General features: G+C 75.7%; 15 protein-coding genes. 8 read left to right on the top strand and 7 right to left on the bottom strand.

The window, feature by feature from the left end; translation table 11 throughout:
- Nucleotides 1–8: 8 nt before the first annotated feature.
- The 3 genes from OUQ99_RS25825 to OUQ99_RS25815 all read left to right on the top strand — a co-directional run bounded on the left by OUQ99_RS25825 (nt 9) and on the right by OUQ99_RS25815 (nt 3511).
- A complete protein-coding gene (locus OUQ99_RS25825) occupies nt 9–1544 on the top strand; it encodes a glycerol-3-phosphate dehydrogenase/oxidase (protein WP_267946378.1) in 1536 nt (511 codons plus the stop codon).
- Nucleotides 1545–1767: 223 nt separating this feature from the next.
- Complete coding sequence (locus OUQ99_RS25820; protein WP_267946377.1) at nt 1768–2322, top strand: ATP-binding protein; 555 nt, start codon at nt 1768–1770, stop codon at nt 2320–2322.
- Nucleotides 2323–2623: 301 nt separating this feature from the next.
- Complete coding sequence (locus tag OUQ99_RS25815; RefSeq protein ID WP_267946376.1) at nt 2624–3511, top strand: bile acid:sodium symporter family protein; 888 nt, start codon at nt 2624–2626, stop codon at nt 3509–3511.
- Between the two features lie 27 nt (nt 3512–3538).
- Here OUQ99_RS25815 and OUQ99_RS25810 read toward each other — a convergent pair whose 3' ends face one another.
- Together OUQ99_RS25810 and OUQ99_RS25805 are read right to left on the bottom strand one after the other, a co-directional pair.
- On the bottom strand, nt 3539–4183 hold the full coding sequence (locus OUQ99_RS25810) for a LuxR C-terminal-related transcriptional regulator (protein ID WP_267946375.1): 645 nt from the start codon (nt 4181–4183) through the stop codon (nt 3539–3541).
- On the bottom strand, nt 4171–5391 hold the full coding sequence (locus OUQ99_RS25805) for a sensor histidine kinase (protein ID WP_267946374.1): 1221 nt from the start codon (nt 5389–5391) through the stop codon (nt 4171–4173). Before OUQ99_RS25805 ends, OUQ99_RS25810 begins: the two co-directional genes overlap by 13 nt.
- A gap of 240 nt (nt 5392–5631) precedes the next feature.
- On the opposite strand from OUQ99_RS25805, the gene OUQ99_RS25800 reads away from it, so the two are divergent.
- From OUQ99_RS25800 to OUQ99_RS25780, 5 genes are all read left to right on the top strand, one after another.
- Entirely contained in the window at nt 5632–6099 is a 468-nt protein-coding gene (locus tag OUQ99_RS25800; RefSeq protein ID WP_267946373.1) for a hypothetical protein, read from the top strand.
- Nucleotides 6083–7315, top strand: coding sequence for a sensor histidine kinase (locus OUQ99_RS25795; RefSeq protein WP_267946372.1), 1233 nt, complete (start codon nt 6083–6085; stop codon nt 7313–7315). Before OUQ99_RS25800 ends, OUQ99_RS25795 begins: the two co-directional genes overlap by 17 nt.
- A 190-nt stretch (nt 7316–7505) precedes the next feature.
- Nucleotides 7506–8201: a response regulator gene (locus tag OUQ99_RS25790; RefSeq protein WP_267946371.1), complete on the top strand. Its 696-nt coding sequence runs from the start codon at nt 7506–7508 to the stop codon at nt 8199–8201.
- A 62-nt stretch (nt 8202–8263) separates the two neighbouring features.
- A complete protein-coding gene (locus OUQ99_RS25785) occupies nt 8264–9031 on the top strand; it encodes an ABC transporter ATP-binding protein (RefSeq protein ID WP_267946370.1) in 768 nt (255 codons plus the stop codon).
- Nucleotides 9028–9786 carry an ABC transporter permease gene (locus tag OUQ99_RS25780; RefSeq protein WP_267946369.1) on the top strand — a complete coding sequence of 253 codons (759 nt, stop codon included), beginning with the start codon at nt 9028–9030 and terminating at the stop codon, nt 9784–9786. Before OUQ99_RS25785 ends, OUQ99_RS25780 begins: the two co-directional genes overlap by 4 nt.
- A gap of 182 nt (nt 9787–9968) precedes the next feature.
- Here the strand turns inward: OUQ99_RS25780 and OUQ99_RS25775 are convergent, their stop codons facing one another.
- From OUQ99_RS25775 to OUQ99_RS25755, 5 genes are all read right to left on the bottom strand, one after another.
- Nucleotides 9969–10487 (bottom strand): LURP-one-related/scramblase family protein, encoded by a 519-nt coding sequence (locus OUQ99_RS25775; RefSeq protein WP_267946368.1) that lies wholly within the window; start codon nt 10485–10487, stop codon nt 9969–9971.
- 176 nt (nt 10488–10663) lie between these two features.
- Nucleotides 10664–12298 (bottom strand): glycerol-3-phosphate dehydrogenase/oxidase, encoded by a 1635-nt coding sequence (locus tag OUQ99_RS25770; protein WP_267946367.1) that lies wholly within the window; start codon nt 12296–12298, stop codon nt 10664–10666.
- Nucleotides 12288–13811, bottom strand: coding sequence for an FGGY-family carbohydrate kinase (locus OUQ99_RS25765; RefSeq protein WP_267946366.1), 1524 nt, complete (start codon nt 13809–13811; stop codon nt 12288–12290). The genes OUQ99_RS25770 and OUQ99_RS25765 overlap by 11 nt, the downstream gene beginning before the upstream one ends.
- A 313-nt stretch (nt 13812–14124) precedes the next feature.
- On the bottom strand, nt 14125–14886 hold the full coding sequence (locus OUQ99_RS25760; protein WP_267946365.1) for an HAD family hydrolase: 762 nt from the start codon (nt 14884–14886) through the stop codon (nt 14125–14127).
- Nucleotides 14876–15742: a DeoR/GlpR family DNA-binding transcription regulator gene (locus tag OUQ99_RS25755; RefSeq protein ID WP_267946364.1), complete on the bottom strand. Its 867-nt coding sequence runs from the start codon at nt 15740–15742 to the stop codon at nt 14876–14878. Before OUQ99_RS25755 ends, OUQ99_RS25760 begins: the two co-directional genes overlap by 11 nt.
- Nucleotides 15743–15935 lie beyond the last annotated feature (193 nt).

Here is a 15935-nt window from a genome sequence, read left to right as displayed (position 1 = left end):
CCGCTCACATGAGCACTGCCAGTCCCGCGTCCCCCTCGCTGAACGCCGCCCGGAGAGCCGCCGACCTGGCCGGGCTGGAGGCCCGGCCCGAGGTGGACGTCCTGGTCGTCGGGGGCGGCGTGACGGGGGCGGGAGCCGCGCTCGACGCCGCTTCGCGCGGACTCTCCACCGTGCTGGTCGAACGCCACGACCTGGCCTTCGGCACCAGCCGGTGGAGCTCCAAGCTCGTCCACGGGGGCCTGCGCTACCTGGCCCGGGGGCAGTTCGGCATCGCCTACGAGAGCGCCCGCGAACGCGACCTCCTCATGCGGGTGACCGCGCCCCACCTGGTCCGCCCCATGCCGATGGTCGTGCCCGTGTACAGGGGGAGCGGCCTGGCCAGGGCGCTGTCCGTGCGCGCGGGCATGGGCATGGGCGACCTCCTGCGCGTGATGGCGGGGACCCCGGGGAGCGTGCTGCCCCGCCCGCGGCTGCTCGACGCCCGCCAGACCCTGCGCCTGCTGCCCGGCGCCGCCAGGCGGGACCTGCTCGGCGGCATCCTGTCCTTCGACGGGCAGCTCGTGGACGACGCCCGGCTCGTCGTCGCTCTGGCGCGCACCGCCGCGCGCGAGGGGGCCAGGGTCATCACCCGCTGCTCGGCCGAGAGCGTGACCGCCGACGGCGCGGTGCTGAGGGACGCGGCCACCGGCAGGATCGTCCCCGTGCGCCCGCGCGCCGTCGTCAACGCCACCGGTGTGCACGCGGGGCTCCTGGACCCCCGCGTGCGGCTCCGGCCCAGCAGGGGCAGCCACCTCGTGCTCGACGGCGCGGCCCTGGGCCGCCCCCGGGCCGCGCTCACCGTGCCCGTCGGCGGGAGTGTCAGCCGCTTCGTCTTCGCCCTGCCCCAGACGGACGGGCGCGTGTTCGCCGGGCTCACAGACGAACCCGTGGACGGACCCGCGCCGCACGTCCCCGACGTGCCCGAGGGCGACGTGGACTTCCTGCTCGACCGGTTCAACGGGGCGCTGGAGAACCGGATCGGGCGCGATGACGTCATCGGCGCGTTCGCCGGACTGCGCCCTCTGCTGGAGGGCGTCGGCGACAGCGCCGACCTGTCGCGCGAGCACTCCGTCTCCGTCGCGCCCAACGGGACGGTCACCGTGGTCGGCGGGAAGCTCACCACCTACCGGGCGATGGCGGAGGAGGCCGTGGACGCCGCCGTGCGCGCCCGCCGGCTGCCCGCCGGACCGTGCCGGACGCGCTTCCTGGCCCTGGTGGGCGCCGCCTCCCGCGAGGAGCTGGACGCGGTGGAGGCCCCGCGCCGACTGGTCGAGCGGTACGGGACCGAGGCCGTCGACGTCCTGGACGGGGCCGGCGGCGACCCCGCCCTGCTGGAGCCGGTCGTGCGCGGTGTCACGGGCGCCGAGTTCCGGTTCGGCGTGCGCCACGAGGGGGCCATGGACGCGGACGACCTGCTGGACCGCCGGACCCGGATCGGGCTGGTCCCGGCGGAGCGGGCCGAGGCGCTGGCCGCGGCGGAGGACGCGGTCGACGCGGCGGTCTGAGGCGCGGAGGGGAGGCGGACCGGGGGAGGGGGCGGGGCAAGGGCGATCGGGACGGGCATCCGGGTTCTCGCCACACCCGCGTCCCCTGTCCCGCAGGGGCCTGATCGCGTAAGGTCGTAGCCGTTCCGCGCCGGACCTCCCCCGAACGGCCGCCGGACGCTCCCGCAGCCGCCCCCTCCCGCGGTCCGCCCGTCCACGAACCGCCCCGCCGAAGGAGTCACCCATGCCCACGCTCGTTTCCGTGCCCGCCCTGGCCAAGGAGGAGGACTCCTTCCTCGCGGGTGTCCCGGACGAGTACCGGCACTACTTCAACGGCCGGCCTCCGGTCCCCTTCGCCAAGCGCCACTGGGAGTTCGCCGGGGAGCCCGCCAGCATCCCCCTGGCCCGCGCCTTCCTGGACACCTGCGCGGCGACCAGGGACTCCGAGTTCCGGTACGTGTTCGCGCTGCTGGGGACCGAGCTGGCGACCAACGCCATCCGGCACAGCCGTTCGGGGGAGGACGGCCAGACGTTCGTGCTCAAGGTGACCCGGGGGCCCAACGGCCTGACCCTGGCCTGCCGCGACAACGGCAGGCCGACCAGCTCCCCCTCGGGGGAGGACGGCCCGCTCAGCGCCGGACCGCTGGCGGGCGACCGGCTCACCGCCGAGAACGGCCGCGGGCTGGCCCTGGTCGACAGCTTCGCCACCGCGTGGGGCGACAACGGGCACCCGAGCATCCGCAAGGTGTGGTTCCACCTGGCCTACGACCTCACCGGCAGTTCCTGGCCCGCGGCCTGACCACGGCCCGGGGGCGGGGACGCGCCGGGCCCCGCCCCCGGAACCCGTGTCCGGGCCCCGCCCGGGGGCCTTGCCAGGGCCGCCGCGGGCGTGCCAACATACCGACGAGTAGCGATGGTGGCGCAGATCACGGGACGGCGCGATCCCGGTCCGCCCGGGCCTCCCCGCCCGGAACACCCCAGGCGAGCTCACGTCGGCACCGACACCGAACGCGGTCCACGACGGCCGGCGCCCCGCGCCGGTCGGTGCCCCCCGACCGCCGAGCCGCCTCCCCCGCGCGGCCCGATCCCGAGGTGTCCCCATGGATTCCGCCATCGCCACGATCGCGCTCCCGGCCGCGCTCGCCGTCATCATGCTGGGCCTCGGACTGAGCCTGACCGTCGCAGACTTCGTCCGCCTCGCCGCACTGCCCGGCACGGTCGCGCTCGTCCTGGGCTGCCAGATCCTCCTCCTGCCCCTGTTCGCCCTCGGCCTGGTCCTGCTCTTCCAGCCGCCCCCGGCCCTGGCGGTCGGCATGATGCTGTTGGCGGCCTCCCCCGGAGGCACCACGGCCAGCCTGTACAGCTACCTGTTCCGCGGCAACGTCGCGCTCAACATCTCCCTCACGGCGCTCAACTCCGTCACGGCGATGGTGAGCCTCCCGCTGATCACCAACCTGTCGATCGCCCACTTCATGGGCGACGGGGACACGCTCGGGCTCCAGGCCGACAAGGTTCTCCAGGTCTTCGCGATCATCCTGGTCCCGGTCGCCGCGGGCATGCTCGTCCGGGCCCGCGCCGCGTCCTTCGCCCGGCGCATGGAGCGGCCGGTCAAGGCGGCGTCGGTCCTGGTGCTGTTCGGTGTCATCGCCGTCGCGGTCTTCCAGGAGCGCGCCGACCTCGTCGACTACCTCGTCGCCGTGGGCCCGATGGTGCTGCTGTTCAACGTCGCCGGCCTCGTCGTCGGCTACTGGGCGCCGCGCGCCATCGGGACGGGACGGCCCGAGGCGATCGCCTCGTGCATGGAGATCGGCCTGCACAACACCACGCTCTCCCTGGCCATCGCGCTCAGCCCCGCGCTGCTCGACAGCACGGAGATGGCGATCCCCTCGGCCGTGTACGGCGTGCTCATGTTCTTCACCGCCGCCGCCACCGGCATCCTGCTCAACCGGCGGGGCGTCCGCCAGGACGCACGGGCCGCCGGGGGCTGAGGCGCGGACCCGCCGGGCGCGCGGCCCTCACCTGCCGTCGAGGTAGGCGAGCACCGCGCGCACCCGGCGGTGCCCGCTGTCGGACGGCGACAGTCCCAGCTTCGCGAAGATGTTGCCGACGTGCTTGTGCACCGCGTTCTCGGTCACGACGATCCGCTCGGCGATCTCCCCGTTGCCCAGGCCCTCCGCCATCAGCCCCAGCACCTCGCTCTCGCGCCGGGTGAGGGTCTCCAGGGGATCCCGGGACCGCCGTGCCAGGAGCTGCTGGACCACGGCCGGATCCATCACCGTGCCCCCCTCCGCGACCCGGTGCAGGGCGTCCACGAACTCGCTCACCCGGCCCACCCGGTCCTTGAGCAGGTAGCCCACCCCGCCCCGGCCGTCGGCCAGCAGTTCACCGGCGTAGTCGCGCTCCACGTACTGCGACAGCACCAGCACCGGCAGCGCCTCGTGGCGCCGCCGGGCCGCGATCGCCGCGTGGATGCCCTCGTCCCGGAAGTTCGGCGGCAGCCGCACGTCGACGATCGCCAGGTCGGGCCCGTGCCGATCCACGGCGTCGGCGAAGGCCGGCGCGTCCACGGCGATTTCCACCACCTCGAACCCGCGCGTGGACAGCAGCAGTTCCAGGCCCGCGGACAGCAGCACGTTGTCCTCGGCTATCACGATCCGCACGGCAGCTCCACCTCGACCACGGTCGGCCCGCCCACCGGGCTCTCCACGCGCACGGTACCGTCCAGGGCGGCCACCCGGCGCCGGATGCCGGTCACCCCGGTGCCGCGGGACTCGTCCACCCCGCCCGCGCCGTCGTCGCGCACCGACACGCGCAGGACGCCGCCGACACGGTCCAGGCGCACGACGATCTCCTCGGCGGCGCCGTGCCGCACCGCGTTGGTGACCGCCTCGGTGACCACGAAGTACGCGGCGGTCTCCGCCGCCACCGGCAGCGTGCCCAGGTCGCCCACGTCCAGCCGGGTGGTGACCGTGGTGCGGGCGACCAGCGCGCTCAGCGCCCCGGCCAGCCCCCGGTCGGCGAGGATGGGCGGATAGATGCCGCGGATCACCTCGCGCAGCTCCGTCATCGCCTCTTCGGCGCCCTCGTGGGCGTTCTTCAGCAGTGCGGCGAGCCGCGGGTCCTCGGCGAGGGCCTCGCGGGCCACGCCCAGCTGCATCGCGATCGAGACGAGCCGCGCCTGGGTGCCGTCGTGCAGGTCGCGCTCGATCCTGCGCAGCTCCGCACCGTGGGCGTCCACCACCTCGGCGCGGGTCCGGCTCAGCTCGTCCACCCGGGCGGCCAGCAGCTCGGCCTCGGTGGGGGCGAGCAGCCGCAGGTTGAGGCGGGCGTGCGCCTTGGCCGCCGGGACCACGGCCCACCGGAGCAGGACGACCCCGAGCACCAGCTGCGCGGCCATGAGGAGCAGGGCCGAACCCCAGCCGTCGGCCGGGATCCCGAGGAACTGGAACTCCATGCCCTCCGGGAGCGCCCACCAGAACGGGAACTGCACCGAGGTGACGGGCAGGGAGACCGCGGCCACGCCCAGGAGGCCGGCGAGCATGCTCACCGCCGTGAACACGGGCATCCACAGCAGCACCCTGCGGGTGGACGGTTCGCGCCACAGCGCGCGGAAACCGGGGGTCCCGGAGCCCGGGAGCTCCGGCACCGGGACCCGGAGCAGGTCCGAGGCCCGCCCCTGGTGCCACGCGGCGAACCTCCCCACGACGCCCAGCCAGGGCGGCAGCAGCACGAACCCGAGGCCGCCGATCGGCACGGTGAGCACCACGGCCAGGGTCAGCGGCAGAGCCACCAGCACGGCCAGGCCGGAGGCGAAGGCCACCAGGAGGTAGCCGCCCGCCCGCAACGCCCGAGCCCAGACCTCGTTCATCCTCGTTACTCCCCGTTCACGTCGCAACCCCTCGGCAACGATCAGTCTGGGGCATTCCGGAGGTGCCCGGCACTACAGCCAGCCACCCTGTTCCCCCTCCACGCGTCGGCGGGCGGGCAGGACGCGGCCGGCGTCCGGACGGCCCGGCCCGGACAACCGATCGACAACACATGGGCATCTTCGGGGCGAAGACCGGGAAGGACTCCTGAACCGCCGCACACACGCAGGAAGGAGAGGCCGATGCCCTTCCCGAACCGCACGTCACTGCCCCGCCCCGTCCACGGGATCTATGTCCGCAACGTCCTCCAGAGCTGCGGCGGCCACTTCGCCGCGGCGTGGGCCGAGGCGGAGCCCCTGCCCGCCGGGCACCCCGACGGCTTCGAGTTCGTCAACGCGGTCCAGCCCGTCGGACCCCGGGGGGAGCGACTCCCCGAGGAGCTGGCTGCGGCCTTCGCCCAGGGCCTGCGGCTGGCATGGCACGCCGGGGACGGCGCCCGACCGGGTATCGTCGCCCTGGTGCGCCTGGTCGACGCCCGCTGGCACCGGGAGGACTCCACGCCCCGGGCCTTCCGGATGACCGGGGAGCTCGCGGCCCTGGAGATCTCCCGCTGCGTGTCCGAGGACCGGGATCCGCGTCCGGTGCTGCGCAGCAGCAGACAGCCCTACCTCCCCTGGGAGCGGAGCATGCTCGGTGTCCTCAGCGACTGACGTCCCCCCGGCCGGTCCGGCCGCCCCCCTCACCGCGCCCGACGCCCCCGTGCCCCCGGCCCCCCGGCGGCCCTGGCCCGCCCTCCGGGCGGAGGGAGGCCCCACCCCCCGGAGGTTCGCGGCCGACGCCGCGGCCTCGCTGGTCCACCTGGCCCTCGCCGGCGGACTGCCCGACCCCCGCGACCTGGGCGCCGACGACCCGCTCCCCTGGGCCCGCCTCGCCCTGTCCGCCCTGATCACGGCCGGGATCCTGCTGCGCTGGCGGCTGCCCGCGGCGTCCTTCTGCACGGTGCTCGCCGCCACGCTCGCCGCCCTGGCCGCCGGATGGACCGCGGAGCCGTTCACCGCGGCCGCGTGGACGCTGTACCCGCTGGCGCTGACCTCGCGGCACGGCTCCTTCCGGCCCCGGCACTGGGCCTACCTCCTGGGTGCGCTCCTCGTGCTGGTGGCCGCGGGAGTGGACCCGGTGCCGCTGGAGGAGCCCGTCCGGGCCCTCGTCGTCGGAGCGGTCCTCCTCGCGCTCTCGTGGTTGCTGGGACGCTCCGTCCGGGAGCTCCGCGAGCAGGAGGAGCGCGCGGTGGCGGCCGTCGAACGCGAGGCCCGCACCCGGGAGAGGCTGCGGGTGGCCAGGGAGGTGCACGACGTCGTCTCCCACACCCTGGGCGCCATCGGCATGCGCGCGGGGGTGGCCCGGTACGCGGGCGGGGACGCCGAGGAGCTGCGGTCGGCCCTGGCCGACATCGAGGAGGCCGGCCGGGAGGCGTCGAACGAACTCCGCCGGGTCCTGGGCGCACTGCGCGCCGACGCCGACGCACCGCTGGAGCCGCAACCGGGGCTGGACGGGCTGGCCGCCCTGGCGGACACGGCCCGCCGCACCGGGATCGACTGCCGGCTGGAGGTCTCGGGCGTGGAGGGGGTACCGCCCGCCGTGGCCGTCAGCGTGTACAGGATCGTCCGGGAAGCGGTCACGAACGTCATCAGGCACGCTCCCGGCGGCTCCTGCTCGGTGGTCGTCACCGGGGAAGGGGACGCCGTGGAGGCCGAGGTGACCGACACCGGCCCGGCCCGGGGACGCGTCGGCTCACCGGGAGGGGGCGTCGGCATGGTCGGCATGCGCGAGCGCGTGGCGGTCCACGGCGGAACTTTCACGGCCGGCCCGCTGCCCGGCGGCGGCTTCCGGGTCCGCGCCCGCGTCCCCTCCGGCCCCGGCGGCTGAGGGCGCGGCGGGGCCGGAGGAGGGGGCGGAGGGGCGGCGCCGTTCCGAGGCCGCCCGGCGTCCGGGACACTGGAGGCGGTGCTCCGGGCCGGACCCCGGTCGGGACGTCCCCGCCGCCCCGCCGCCCCGGAGAGCCCGCGGGGCGCGCACGGGCCCCGACCGCGTTCGCGACACGACGGCCGGAGGACTCATGGGGGAGACCGCACCCGTGCGGATCGTGGTGGCCGACGACCAGGACCTCCTGCGCGGCTCCTTGCGCATGCTCATGGACGGAGACCCCCGGCTCACCGTGGTCGGCGAGGCCCGTACCGGGCGGGAGGCGGTGGACCTGGCGGCCCGCCTCCGGCCCGACCTCGTCCTCATGGACGTCCGCATGCCCGAGATGGACGGACTGGCCGCCACCCGGGAGATCTGCGCGGCCGCCCCGCACACCAGGGTGGTCGTGCTGACCATGTTCGACCTGGACGACTACGTGTACGGCGCCCTGCGGGCCGGGGCCAGCGGATTCCTGCTCAAGAACACCGCCCCCGAGGAACTGCTCCGCGCCGTCCACGTGGTCGCCGACGGGCAGTCCCTGCTCGCCCCCGAGGTCACGGGCCGCCTGATCGCCCACGTCGTGCGCGAGAGGGCCGGAACGGCGCCCGCCGCCTGGGCGCGGACGCCGCTCGCCCCGCGCGAGAGGGAGGTCGTCACCCTCATCGCGCGCGGGCTGTCCAACGCCGAGATCGCCGACCGCCTCACCCTCAGCCGCGCCACCGTCAAGACGTACGTGAGCCGCCTGCTCGCCAAGCTCGGCGCCCGCGACCGCGCCCAGCTGGTGGTGTTCGCCTACGAGAGCGGGCTCGTCAGGGCCGCCGGCGCGGGGGGCGACGTCCTCCCGGGGTGACGTCGGGACTGTCCTCCCAGGGCGGACGCGCCCGGGACCCTTCCGGCCCGACGATGGGTCCCATGATCGAGATACGCGGACTCACTAGGCGCTTCGGCGCCCGGACGGCGGTGGACGGGCTCACCTTCACCGCCCGTCCCGGCCAGGTCACGGGCTTCCTCGGACCCAACGGAGCCGGAAAGAGCACCACCCTGCGGGTGCTGCTCGGACTCGACCGCGCCGACGGGGGGACAGCCCTGATCGACGGGAGGCCCTACACGGAGCTGCGCCGGCCCGCCACCGCCGTCGGCGCCCAGCTCGACGGGGGAGGAGCGCACCCCGCGCGGACGGCCCGGGCCCACCTCGGGTGGATCGCCAGGGCGAACGGCCTGCCCGCCTCCCGGGTGGGGGAGGTGCTGGAGGGCGTCGGCCTGGGCGGGGCCGCCCGGGCCCGGGTGCGCACCTTCTCACTGGGGATGGGACGGCGGCTCGACCTGGCCGCCGCCCTCCTCGGCGACCCGGGGGTGCTGGTCATGGACGAGCCCGTCAACGGCCTCGACCCGGAGGGCATCCGCTGGGTGCGGTCGTTCACGCGGGCCCTGGCCGACGAGGGGCGCACCGTCCTCCTGTCCAGCCACTTCATGGGCGAGATCGCGAGGATCGCCGACCACCTGGTGGTGATCGACGGCGGGCGCCTGGTCGCCGAGGGCCGCCCCGACGAGGTGGCCGCGGGCCACGCCTCCCTGGAGGACGCCTTCTTCGCCCTCACCGGGCGCCCCGGCGGCGCGGACACGGGGTTCGGGCGGTGGCCCGGCGGCAGCGGCGCCGCCCGGGGCGGGGGAGAACGATGATCGACACCGTGCGCGCCGAGGCGTTCAAGCTCCGCACGCTCACCTCGGTCCTGTTCACCTGCCTGGCGACGGCCGCGCTGACGGTCGGGCTGGCGTGGCTGTCGGGATGGTCGGTGGGGAGGGCCCTCACGGACAACCCCGGTCTCCTCGTCGGGGAGGTCGTGCCGGAGCAGTCCGGCTTCGACGCGATCTCCTACGGGCAGGCGGGCATGGTGGTCCTGGGCGTGCTCGCGGTCGGCACCGAGTACACGGGAGGGCAGATCCGCGCCTCCCTGCTGGCCGTGCCGCACCGCCCCCGGCTCCTGCTGGCCAAGGCCGCCGCGGTCGCGGCGGCGGCACTGGCGGTCGCCCTGGCCACCGTGCCCGCGGCCTTCGCGGCCACCCAGGTCGGACTGGGGGAGCACGGGTACCCGCTGACCGGCATGCTCGACCGCCCCGTCCTGGGAGCGCTGGCGGGCGCGGTCGCGTACTGGGTGCTCCTCGCCCTGCTGGCGGCCGGGATCACCGTCGTCCTCCGCAACACTGTGGTGCCGCTGGTCCTCCTGATCAGTCTGGTGCTGGCCCTGTCCTTCTACCTCTCGATGCTGACCGGCCTGGCGGACCTCCTGCCCGACCGGGCGGGGGCGCAGATGTTCCTGAGGGGCGGCCCCAACAGGACGGACCTGTCCGCGATCGGGGGCGGCGCCGTGATGGCGGCCTGGGTGGCGGGTGTGTGGGCGGTCGCCGTGCCGCTCTTCGCGCGCAGGGCCGCCTGACGGGACGCGGCGCCGGAGCGGGGGCCGTCCCCGGTCCGCGGAGCGGTGCTCCGGCGCAGCCCTTCCGGGGCCGCCCCGGCGGGCGGCGGCGCGGTCCCCGCGGACGCCGCCCGCGCCGAACCGCACCCCGGGGAAGGCGGGTCCGGCCCGGGGCAGGGGGCGGACGCCGCGGGACGCGGTGCTCAGTCCTGCTCCCCGCCCTCCTCGTCGTCGTCCCGGGTGAGGGAGTCCACGGCGACCGCGACGCTGATCACGAGGGCGGCGTCGCCGCCGATGTCGCTCCGGTGGGTGTTGACGTCCACCGCGTAGGTGTCCCTGACGCGGAACCACTTGCGGGACACGTGCGCGACGGTGCCGTGCTCGTCGGCGATGACGTACTCCTTGCCGAGGAAGTCGCCGGTGACCTCCCAGTCCGGCGCGCCCTCCATGTCCACCACGAGCTTGTCGCGCAGGGGGTTGACCAGGCGTTTGCGCACGGTGGCGACGGTGTCGCCGTCGCGCTCGACGCGCATCTGGTCACGGACCTTGAACAGCTTCTTGCGGATGACGGTGAGGACGTTGCCGTCGGTGTCCTTGAGCTCGAAGGTCGTGCGGATCCGCAGGGCCTTGCCGTCGACGAGGAAGACCTTGCGGTCGTCCTCGTCGGTCACCCAGTAGTCGTCACCGATGTCGAAAACGCGTTCGCGTACCAGGAATTTCATGCCTCGAAGCTAGGGCACGGGGATTCCGCGCACCACCCCGGGCCACGGCCTGTGGACGGCCCGGGGTCCGCGGCGCCGGAGGGGAGCGCGGGGGTCGTGTGCGGCGCGCACGCCCGCCGGCCTGCGGCTCCGGGGCTCCGGGGCTCCGGGACGGGGCAGGCGCATCCGGTTCCCTGTCATCCCAGCGCGGCGCGGTCGCGGACGACGGCGGCCCGGTACGCGGCCACCTCCCGTTCCACGTCCGCGTCGTCCCACCCCAGCGGCGGCGCCACCAGCGCCGCCGCCCTGGGCGCCAGGGCCGCGCCTCCGTCGGGCGCTTCGAGCGCCACCCGGGTGCGCCGGGCGAGCACGTCCTCCAGGGTCCGGGCCCCCTCGTGGGTCACCGCGTACCGGAGTTCCGCCGCCAGGTAGCCCGCCACGGTCGCCCCCAGGGCCGGGTCGCGCCGCACGGTCTCCAGCACCCGCGGCGTCTCGTCGCCGTACCGCAGGAGCATGCGCCGTACGTGGTGCTCCGCGACCCCGTGCCCGGAGGCCGGTGGGGCGGGCCGCCCGGCGGCGCCCTGCCGGTCGCGGGCGCCGACCAGCGGGATCCGCGCGGTCGGGGTCGGCGGCAGCCTCCGGCCCAGCACCCGGCCGACCGCGTCCACCGCGTCCCGTGCCATCAGGCGGTAGGTGGTGTACTTGCCGCCCACGACCGTCACCACGCCGTGGCCGCTCAGCACCGCGTGGTCGCGCGAGAGCGCCGACGTGGCCGAGGTGTCCCTGGAAGCGAGCAACGGCCGCAGCCCGGCGTGGGCGCCCAGCACGTCCGCCCTGGTCAGCGGGCGGGCGAGGTAGCGGTTGACGTTGCGCAGCAGGTAGTCCACGTCCTCGGCGCCCACCCCCGGGGCGGCCCGGTCGCCCTCGTACGCGGTGTCGGTGGTGCCCAGCAGCCACCGCCCGTACCACCGCCGCAGGATGATCACCGAGTCCTCCGCCCGCGCGATGAGCCCCGTCCGTGAGTCGAAGGCCCCGCCCTCCACCAGCAGGTGCACGCCCTTGGCCGGGCGCACGGCGAAGGCCGGCTCGCCCGCCATGGCCTGGACGTCCGCGGCCCACACTCCGGCGGCGTTGACCACCGAGCCCGCCGACACCTCCAGTTCGCCCCCCTCGGCCGTGCGGACGGCCACCGCGCGCACCCGGCCCCCCTCCACGCGCATCCCCGTGACCCGGGCGTGGCTGAGGACGAGCGCGCCGTGGCCGGCGGCGGTCCTCGCCACGGCCAGGGTGTGCCGGGCGTCGTCCATGCGCCCGTCGTGGTACCGGATGCCGCCGGTGACCACGGAGGCGTCCAGCCCCGGGGCGAGCGCGAGCGTGCCGCGCCGGGACAGGTGCCGGTGCGCGGGGACCCCGGCCCCCCGCCGCCGAGCCAGCGCCATGGCGTCGTAGGCGAGCACCCCCGCACCGAAGTACGGGCGCTCCCACCAGCGGGTGGTCGGGAGCAGGAAGGGCTCGGCGGCCACCAGGTGGGGGGCGGTCACGCCGATCATCAGGTCCCGTTCGCGCAGGGCCTCCGCGACCAGGGAGAAGTTGAGCTGTTCGAGGTAGCGCAGCCCGCCGTGCGCCGTCTTGCCCGAGCGCGACGACGTCCCGCCCGCCAGGTCCCCGGCCTCGACCAGCAGGACCGACAGGCCCCTGGCCGCGGCGTCGAGCGCGCACCCCGACCCGGTGATGCCGCCGCCGACCACGACCACGTCGAAGTGCCCGCTCCCGGCCCGCGACAGCACCCGGTCACGGTCGGCGGGGGAGAGCCGGTGCGGTTCAGAGTCCACGGGTGACCTCCGCGTCGTCACCGGCGGGAGAGGGCCGCGGGACCCGCCCGGGGGCGGGACCCGCCGCGAGGGGCCGCCACAGCGGGCGGGCCGCCTCCAGGTGTGCGAGGTAGCGCCCGTAGCCGTCGTCGTAGTGGGCGCGCAGGGCCGGATCCGGTTCCACGGTCGCGGACGGGGCGGTCCACCCGGCCCGGTCCACCGAGTCGCCCACCGCCGAGAGGACGGCGCCGCGGGCGCCGACCTCGGTGGCGCGCGCCGTCTCCAGCGGTATCCCGAGCACGTCGGCGAAGACCTGGAGCCACGGAAGGGACCGGGAACCCCCGCCGCAGACCAGCAGGCGGTCCGGAGACCCCGCCGTGTCGAAGCAGTGCCGGGCCGCGTAGGCCAGCCCCTCGCACACCGCGCGCACGAGGTCGCCCCGCGAGGTCGTCAGCCTGACCCCCGTGAACTGGCCCGCCGCCCGCGGGTCGACGAACGGTGCGCGCTCGCCCGACGTGGCCAGGTACGGCAGCACCTCCACCCCTCCCGCGCCCGGGGCGCTCTCGGCCAGGGAGCGGCCGACGCCCTCCACGTCCATCCCGAGCACGGACAGCAGCCAGTCCACGGACGCCGTGCCCACCATCGCCGGCATCGCCCGCAGCCACCGTCCCCGCTCGCCCGTGGAGACGTGGAACCCCGCCGGGGTCCCCGCGGTCTCCAGGCGGTCGACGAGCACCATGCACCCGAGGGTGGTGCCGACGATCATCAGGGCGTCGCCCGGGTCGCGCACGCCCGCCCCCACCGCGCAGGCGGGGAAGTCGAACGGGCCCGAGCTGACCGGGGTCCCCTCCGGCAGCCCCAGCAGGCGCGCGCCGTCGGCGTGCAGCCCGGCGCGGGGCGCGGCCGAGACGGGCGCCAGGAGGCCGCGCCGGCCGGAGAGCCCCGTCAGCTCCAGCACGGTGTCGCTGTACCCCTTCCCGGAGCCGTCGCCGAACGGCATCGAACTGTCGCTCGCGTCGGTGACCCGCCTGCCGGTCAGCCGGGCGAACACCGCGTCCTTGCAGTACCCGGCCGTCGCCGCCCGGTCCAGGGACCCGGGTTCGTGCTCGTCGAGCCAGGCCAGCAGGGGCGCTGCGGTGCCGGGGAACATGGTCGTGCCGTTCTCGCGGTAGACCCGCTCGGTCACCCCCGTGCTGTTCCACCGCCGGAGGATCTCCGAGGCGCGCCCGTCCAGCCACGACATGGCGGGGCGCACCTGCCTGTGGTCGGCGTCGGTGAGCCAGCACCCGTCGCCCTGCCCGGTCACCGCCACCAGGTCCGGCGGGGCGCCCACCTCGGCGGCCACGGCGCGGACCACCTCCGCCACCCCCGCCAGGACGTGCTCCAGGTCCTGTTCGACCGCGCCCCCCGGCCCGTGGGCCACCGCGAGGCCGCGTCCGCGCACGGCCAGCGCCGCGCCCGTCTCGTCGAACACGACGGCCTTGACCACGGACGTGCCCGCGTCCACCCCGAGGAGGGTCCGCCCGCCGCTCACGGAGCGGCCTCCCCCGGGGAGGCCGGCGCCCCGGGGGCGGGCGGGGGGACGGCTGTGTCCGGGGGCCGCGCGTCCGGCGGGGGCCCCGCCGCCGCGCAACCCCCGCCGTCCACCTGTTCGGGGAGCCGTCGGCGGACCCGGGCCGGGCAGGCGGGCGCACCCTCGCGCAAAGCGGTGGCTTCGTCGAGCGGTCGGGACATGGGACGGGTCTCCTCACGCCGTCGGGGACTGCGGGAAGTGCCGGTGCTCCGGTGGTTGCGGGAAACTGCGGGGCGGCCGCCGAGGGGCCCGTGTCCGGTGGGCCCCGGCGGCGTCAGGGCGCGGCATCCAGGGCCGACCGCAGGTAGGCGCGGGCGTCGTCGTGGTCGGCCGCGACGTGCTCGGCGAGGGCGAGCGCGTCCTCGCCGGGCGGGTAGTCGCGGTTGGGAAGGGCGACGACGCGCATGTGCGCCGCGTCGGCCGCGCGGATGCCGTTGGCCGAGTCCTCCACGGCCAGCGGCACGGCGGTGGACGGGGGGACGCCGAGCCGGCGCAGGGCCTCGGTGTAGACGTCGGGCGAGGGCTTTCCGCGCGCGACCTCCTCGCTGGAGACCGTGGCGGCGAACAGGCCCGCCAGCCCCTCGCGCTCCAGGACGGTGTCGATGACGGGTCGGGCCGCGGAGGAGGCCAGGCCGATCACGGTCGCCGCGGCGGTGTCGGTGAGGAGGTCGCGGGCGCCGGGGAGGAGGGGGCCGCGGCCGGCCAGGAGGGCGTCGCGCATGTGCGCGACGCAGGACTCGTACACGTGCTCCGGGTCGACCCGGGCGCCGGTGCGGCTCCGGATCCGCCCGGCCACGTCCCGCGACCACTCGGGGCTGCTCATGCCCTGCACCCGGAGGGTGTCGTCGCGGGACCAGGGTGCGCCGTGGCGCCGGCAGTACACCTCCCAGGACTCCTCCCACAGGTGCTCGGTCCACACGACGACCCCGTCGAGGTCGAAGACGACCACGGGGCGGCCCACCGGGGTCCCGTGCCCGTCCGGGGAGGGGGACCCGGTCCGGCCGGAGGGGCCCCGCCGGGCGGGTTCAGCCGTCATCGCCCGCCACCTCCACCGGCACGTCGTGTTCGCGGAGTCGGGCGAGGTGTTCGCGGGGGGTCGCGGAGTCGACGATCACGGACGTGAACCCTTCCAGCGGCAGGAGGCGGTGGAGCGCGCTACGGGTGAGCTTGGAGTGGTCGATGAGCAGGTGGCACCTCTCGGCGGCGGTGACCATCTCGCGTTTGACCGCCACGATCCTGTCCTCCTGGTGGAAGGCGTGGCCCGCCGTCACCGCGGAGGTGCTGACGAAGGCGACGTCGAAGCGCATCGAGCGGATGGCCTCCACGCAGGTCGTTCCGAGGAACGAGTCGTGCTGCACGTCGTAGGTGCCGCCGAGCGCGACGACCTGCACGTCCCGCAGCCGGGACAGCTCCGTGAGGGCGTGCAGGTAGTTGGTGGCCACGGTGAGCGGGGCCAGTTCCGCCAGGTGGGGGATGAGGTGCGCGGCGGTGGTGGAGTCGTCGACGAGCACCGACATGCCGGGCTCGACCAGCCCGGCCGCCCGCGCCGCGATGGCGCGCTTGGCGTCGGCGTTGACCCGTCTCCGGTACTCGACGTTGGACTCGAAGGTGCCGCTGGGCTGGGCGGTGGCCACCCCCCGCGCCTTGCGGAGCACCCCCTGGCGCTGGAGCTCGTCCAGGTCGCGGTGGATGGTCATGACCGAGACCCCGAAGCGTTCGGCCAGCTCCTGGGCGGACACCGACCCGCTGTCCAGGACGAGGCCTGTGATCAGGGAACGCCGGTCCCCCGGCCCCGGGGGCCGTTCGTCCTCGACCCGGTCGTGCTCGCTCGGGTCCGCCTTGGCCGCCACGGTGCGTGTCCCCCGTCGTTCGTCGTCTCTGTTGCCGAACATCTCAACCGGGCGGCCCGCGTGTGTCAACCCTCGGTGTGAAGATCACTCGTCGCGACGCGGCGGGTGTGGAGGGCCACGCCCTGCTGAACTGGGGAACCACCGGAAACCGGCGAGGCCGTCCGTGAACATCACCGGAAAAGGTGTGACGAACACACCTTGACATGAGAAGAGACCGGTTCTACGTTGGCCGTCA

Origin of the sequence: Streptomonospora nanhaiensis (genome assembly GCF_026642255.1) — a bacterium.
GTDB lineage: Bacteria > Actinomycetota > Actinomycetes > Streptosporangiales > Streptosporangiaceae > Nocardiopsis > Nocardiopsis tropica.
This window is presented reverse-complemented; position numbering and strand designations above follow the sequence as displayed.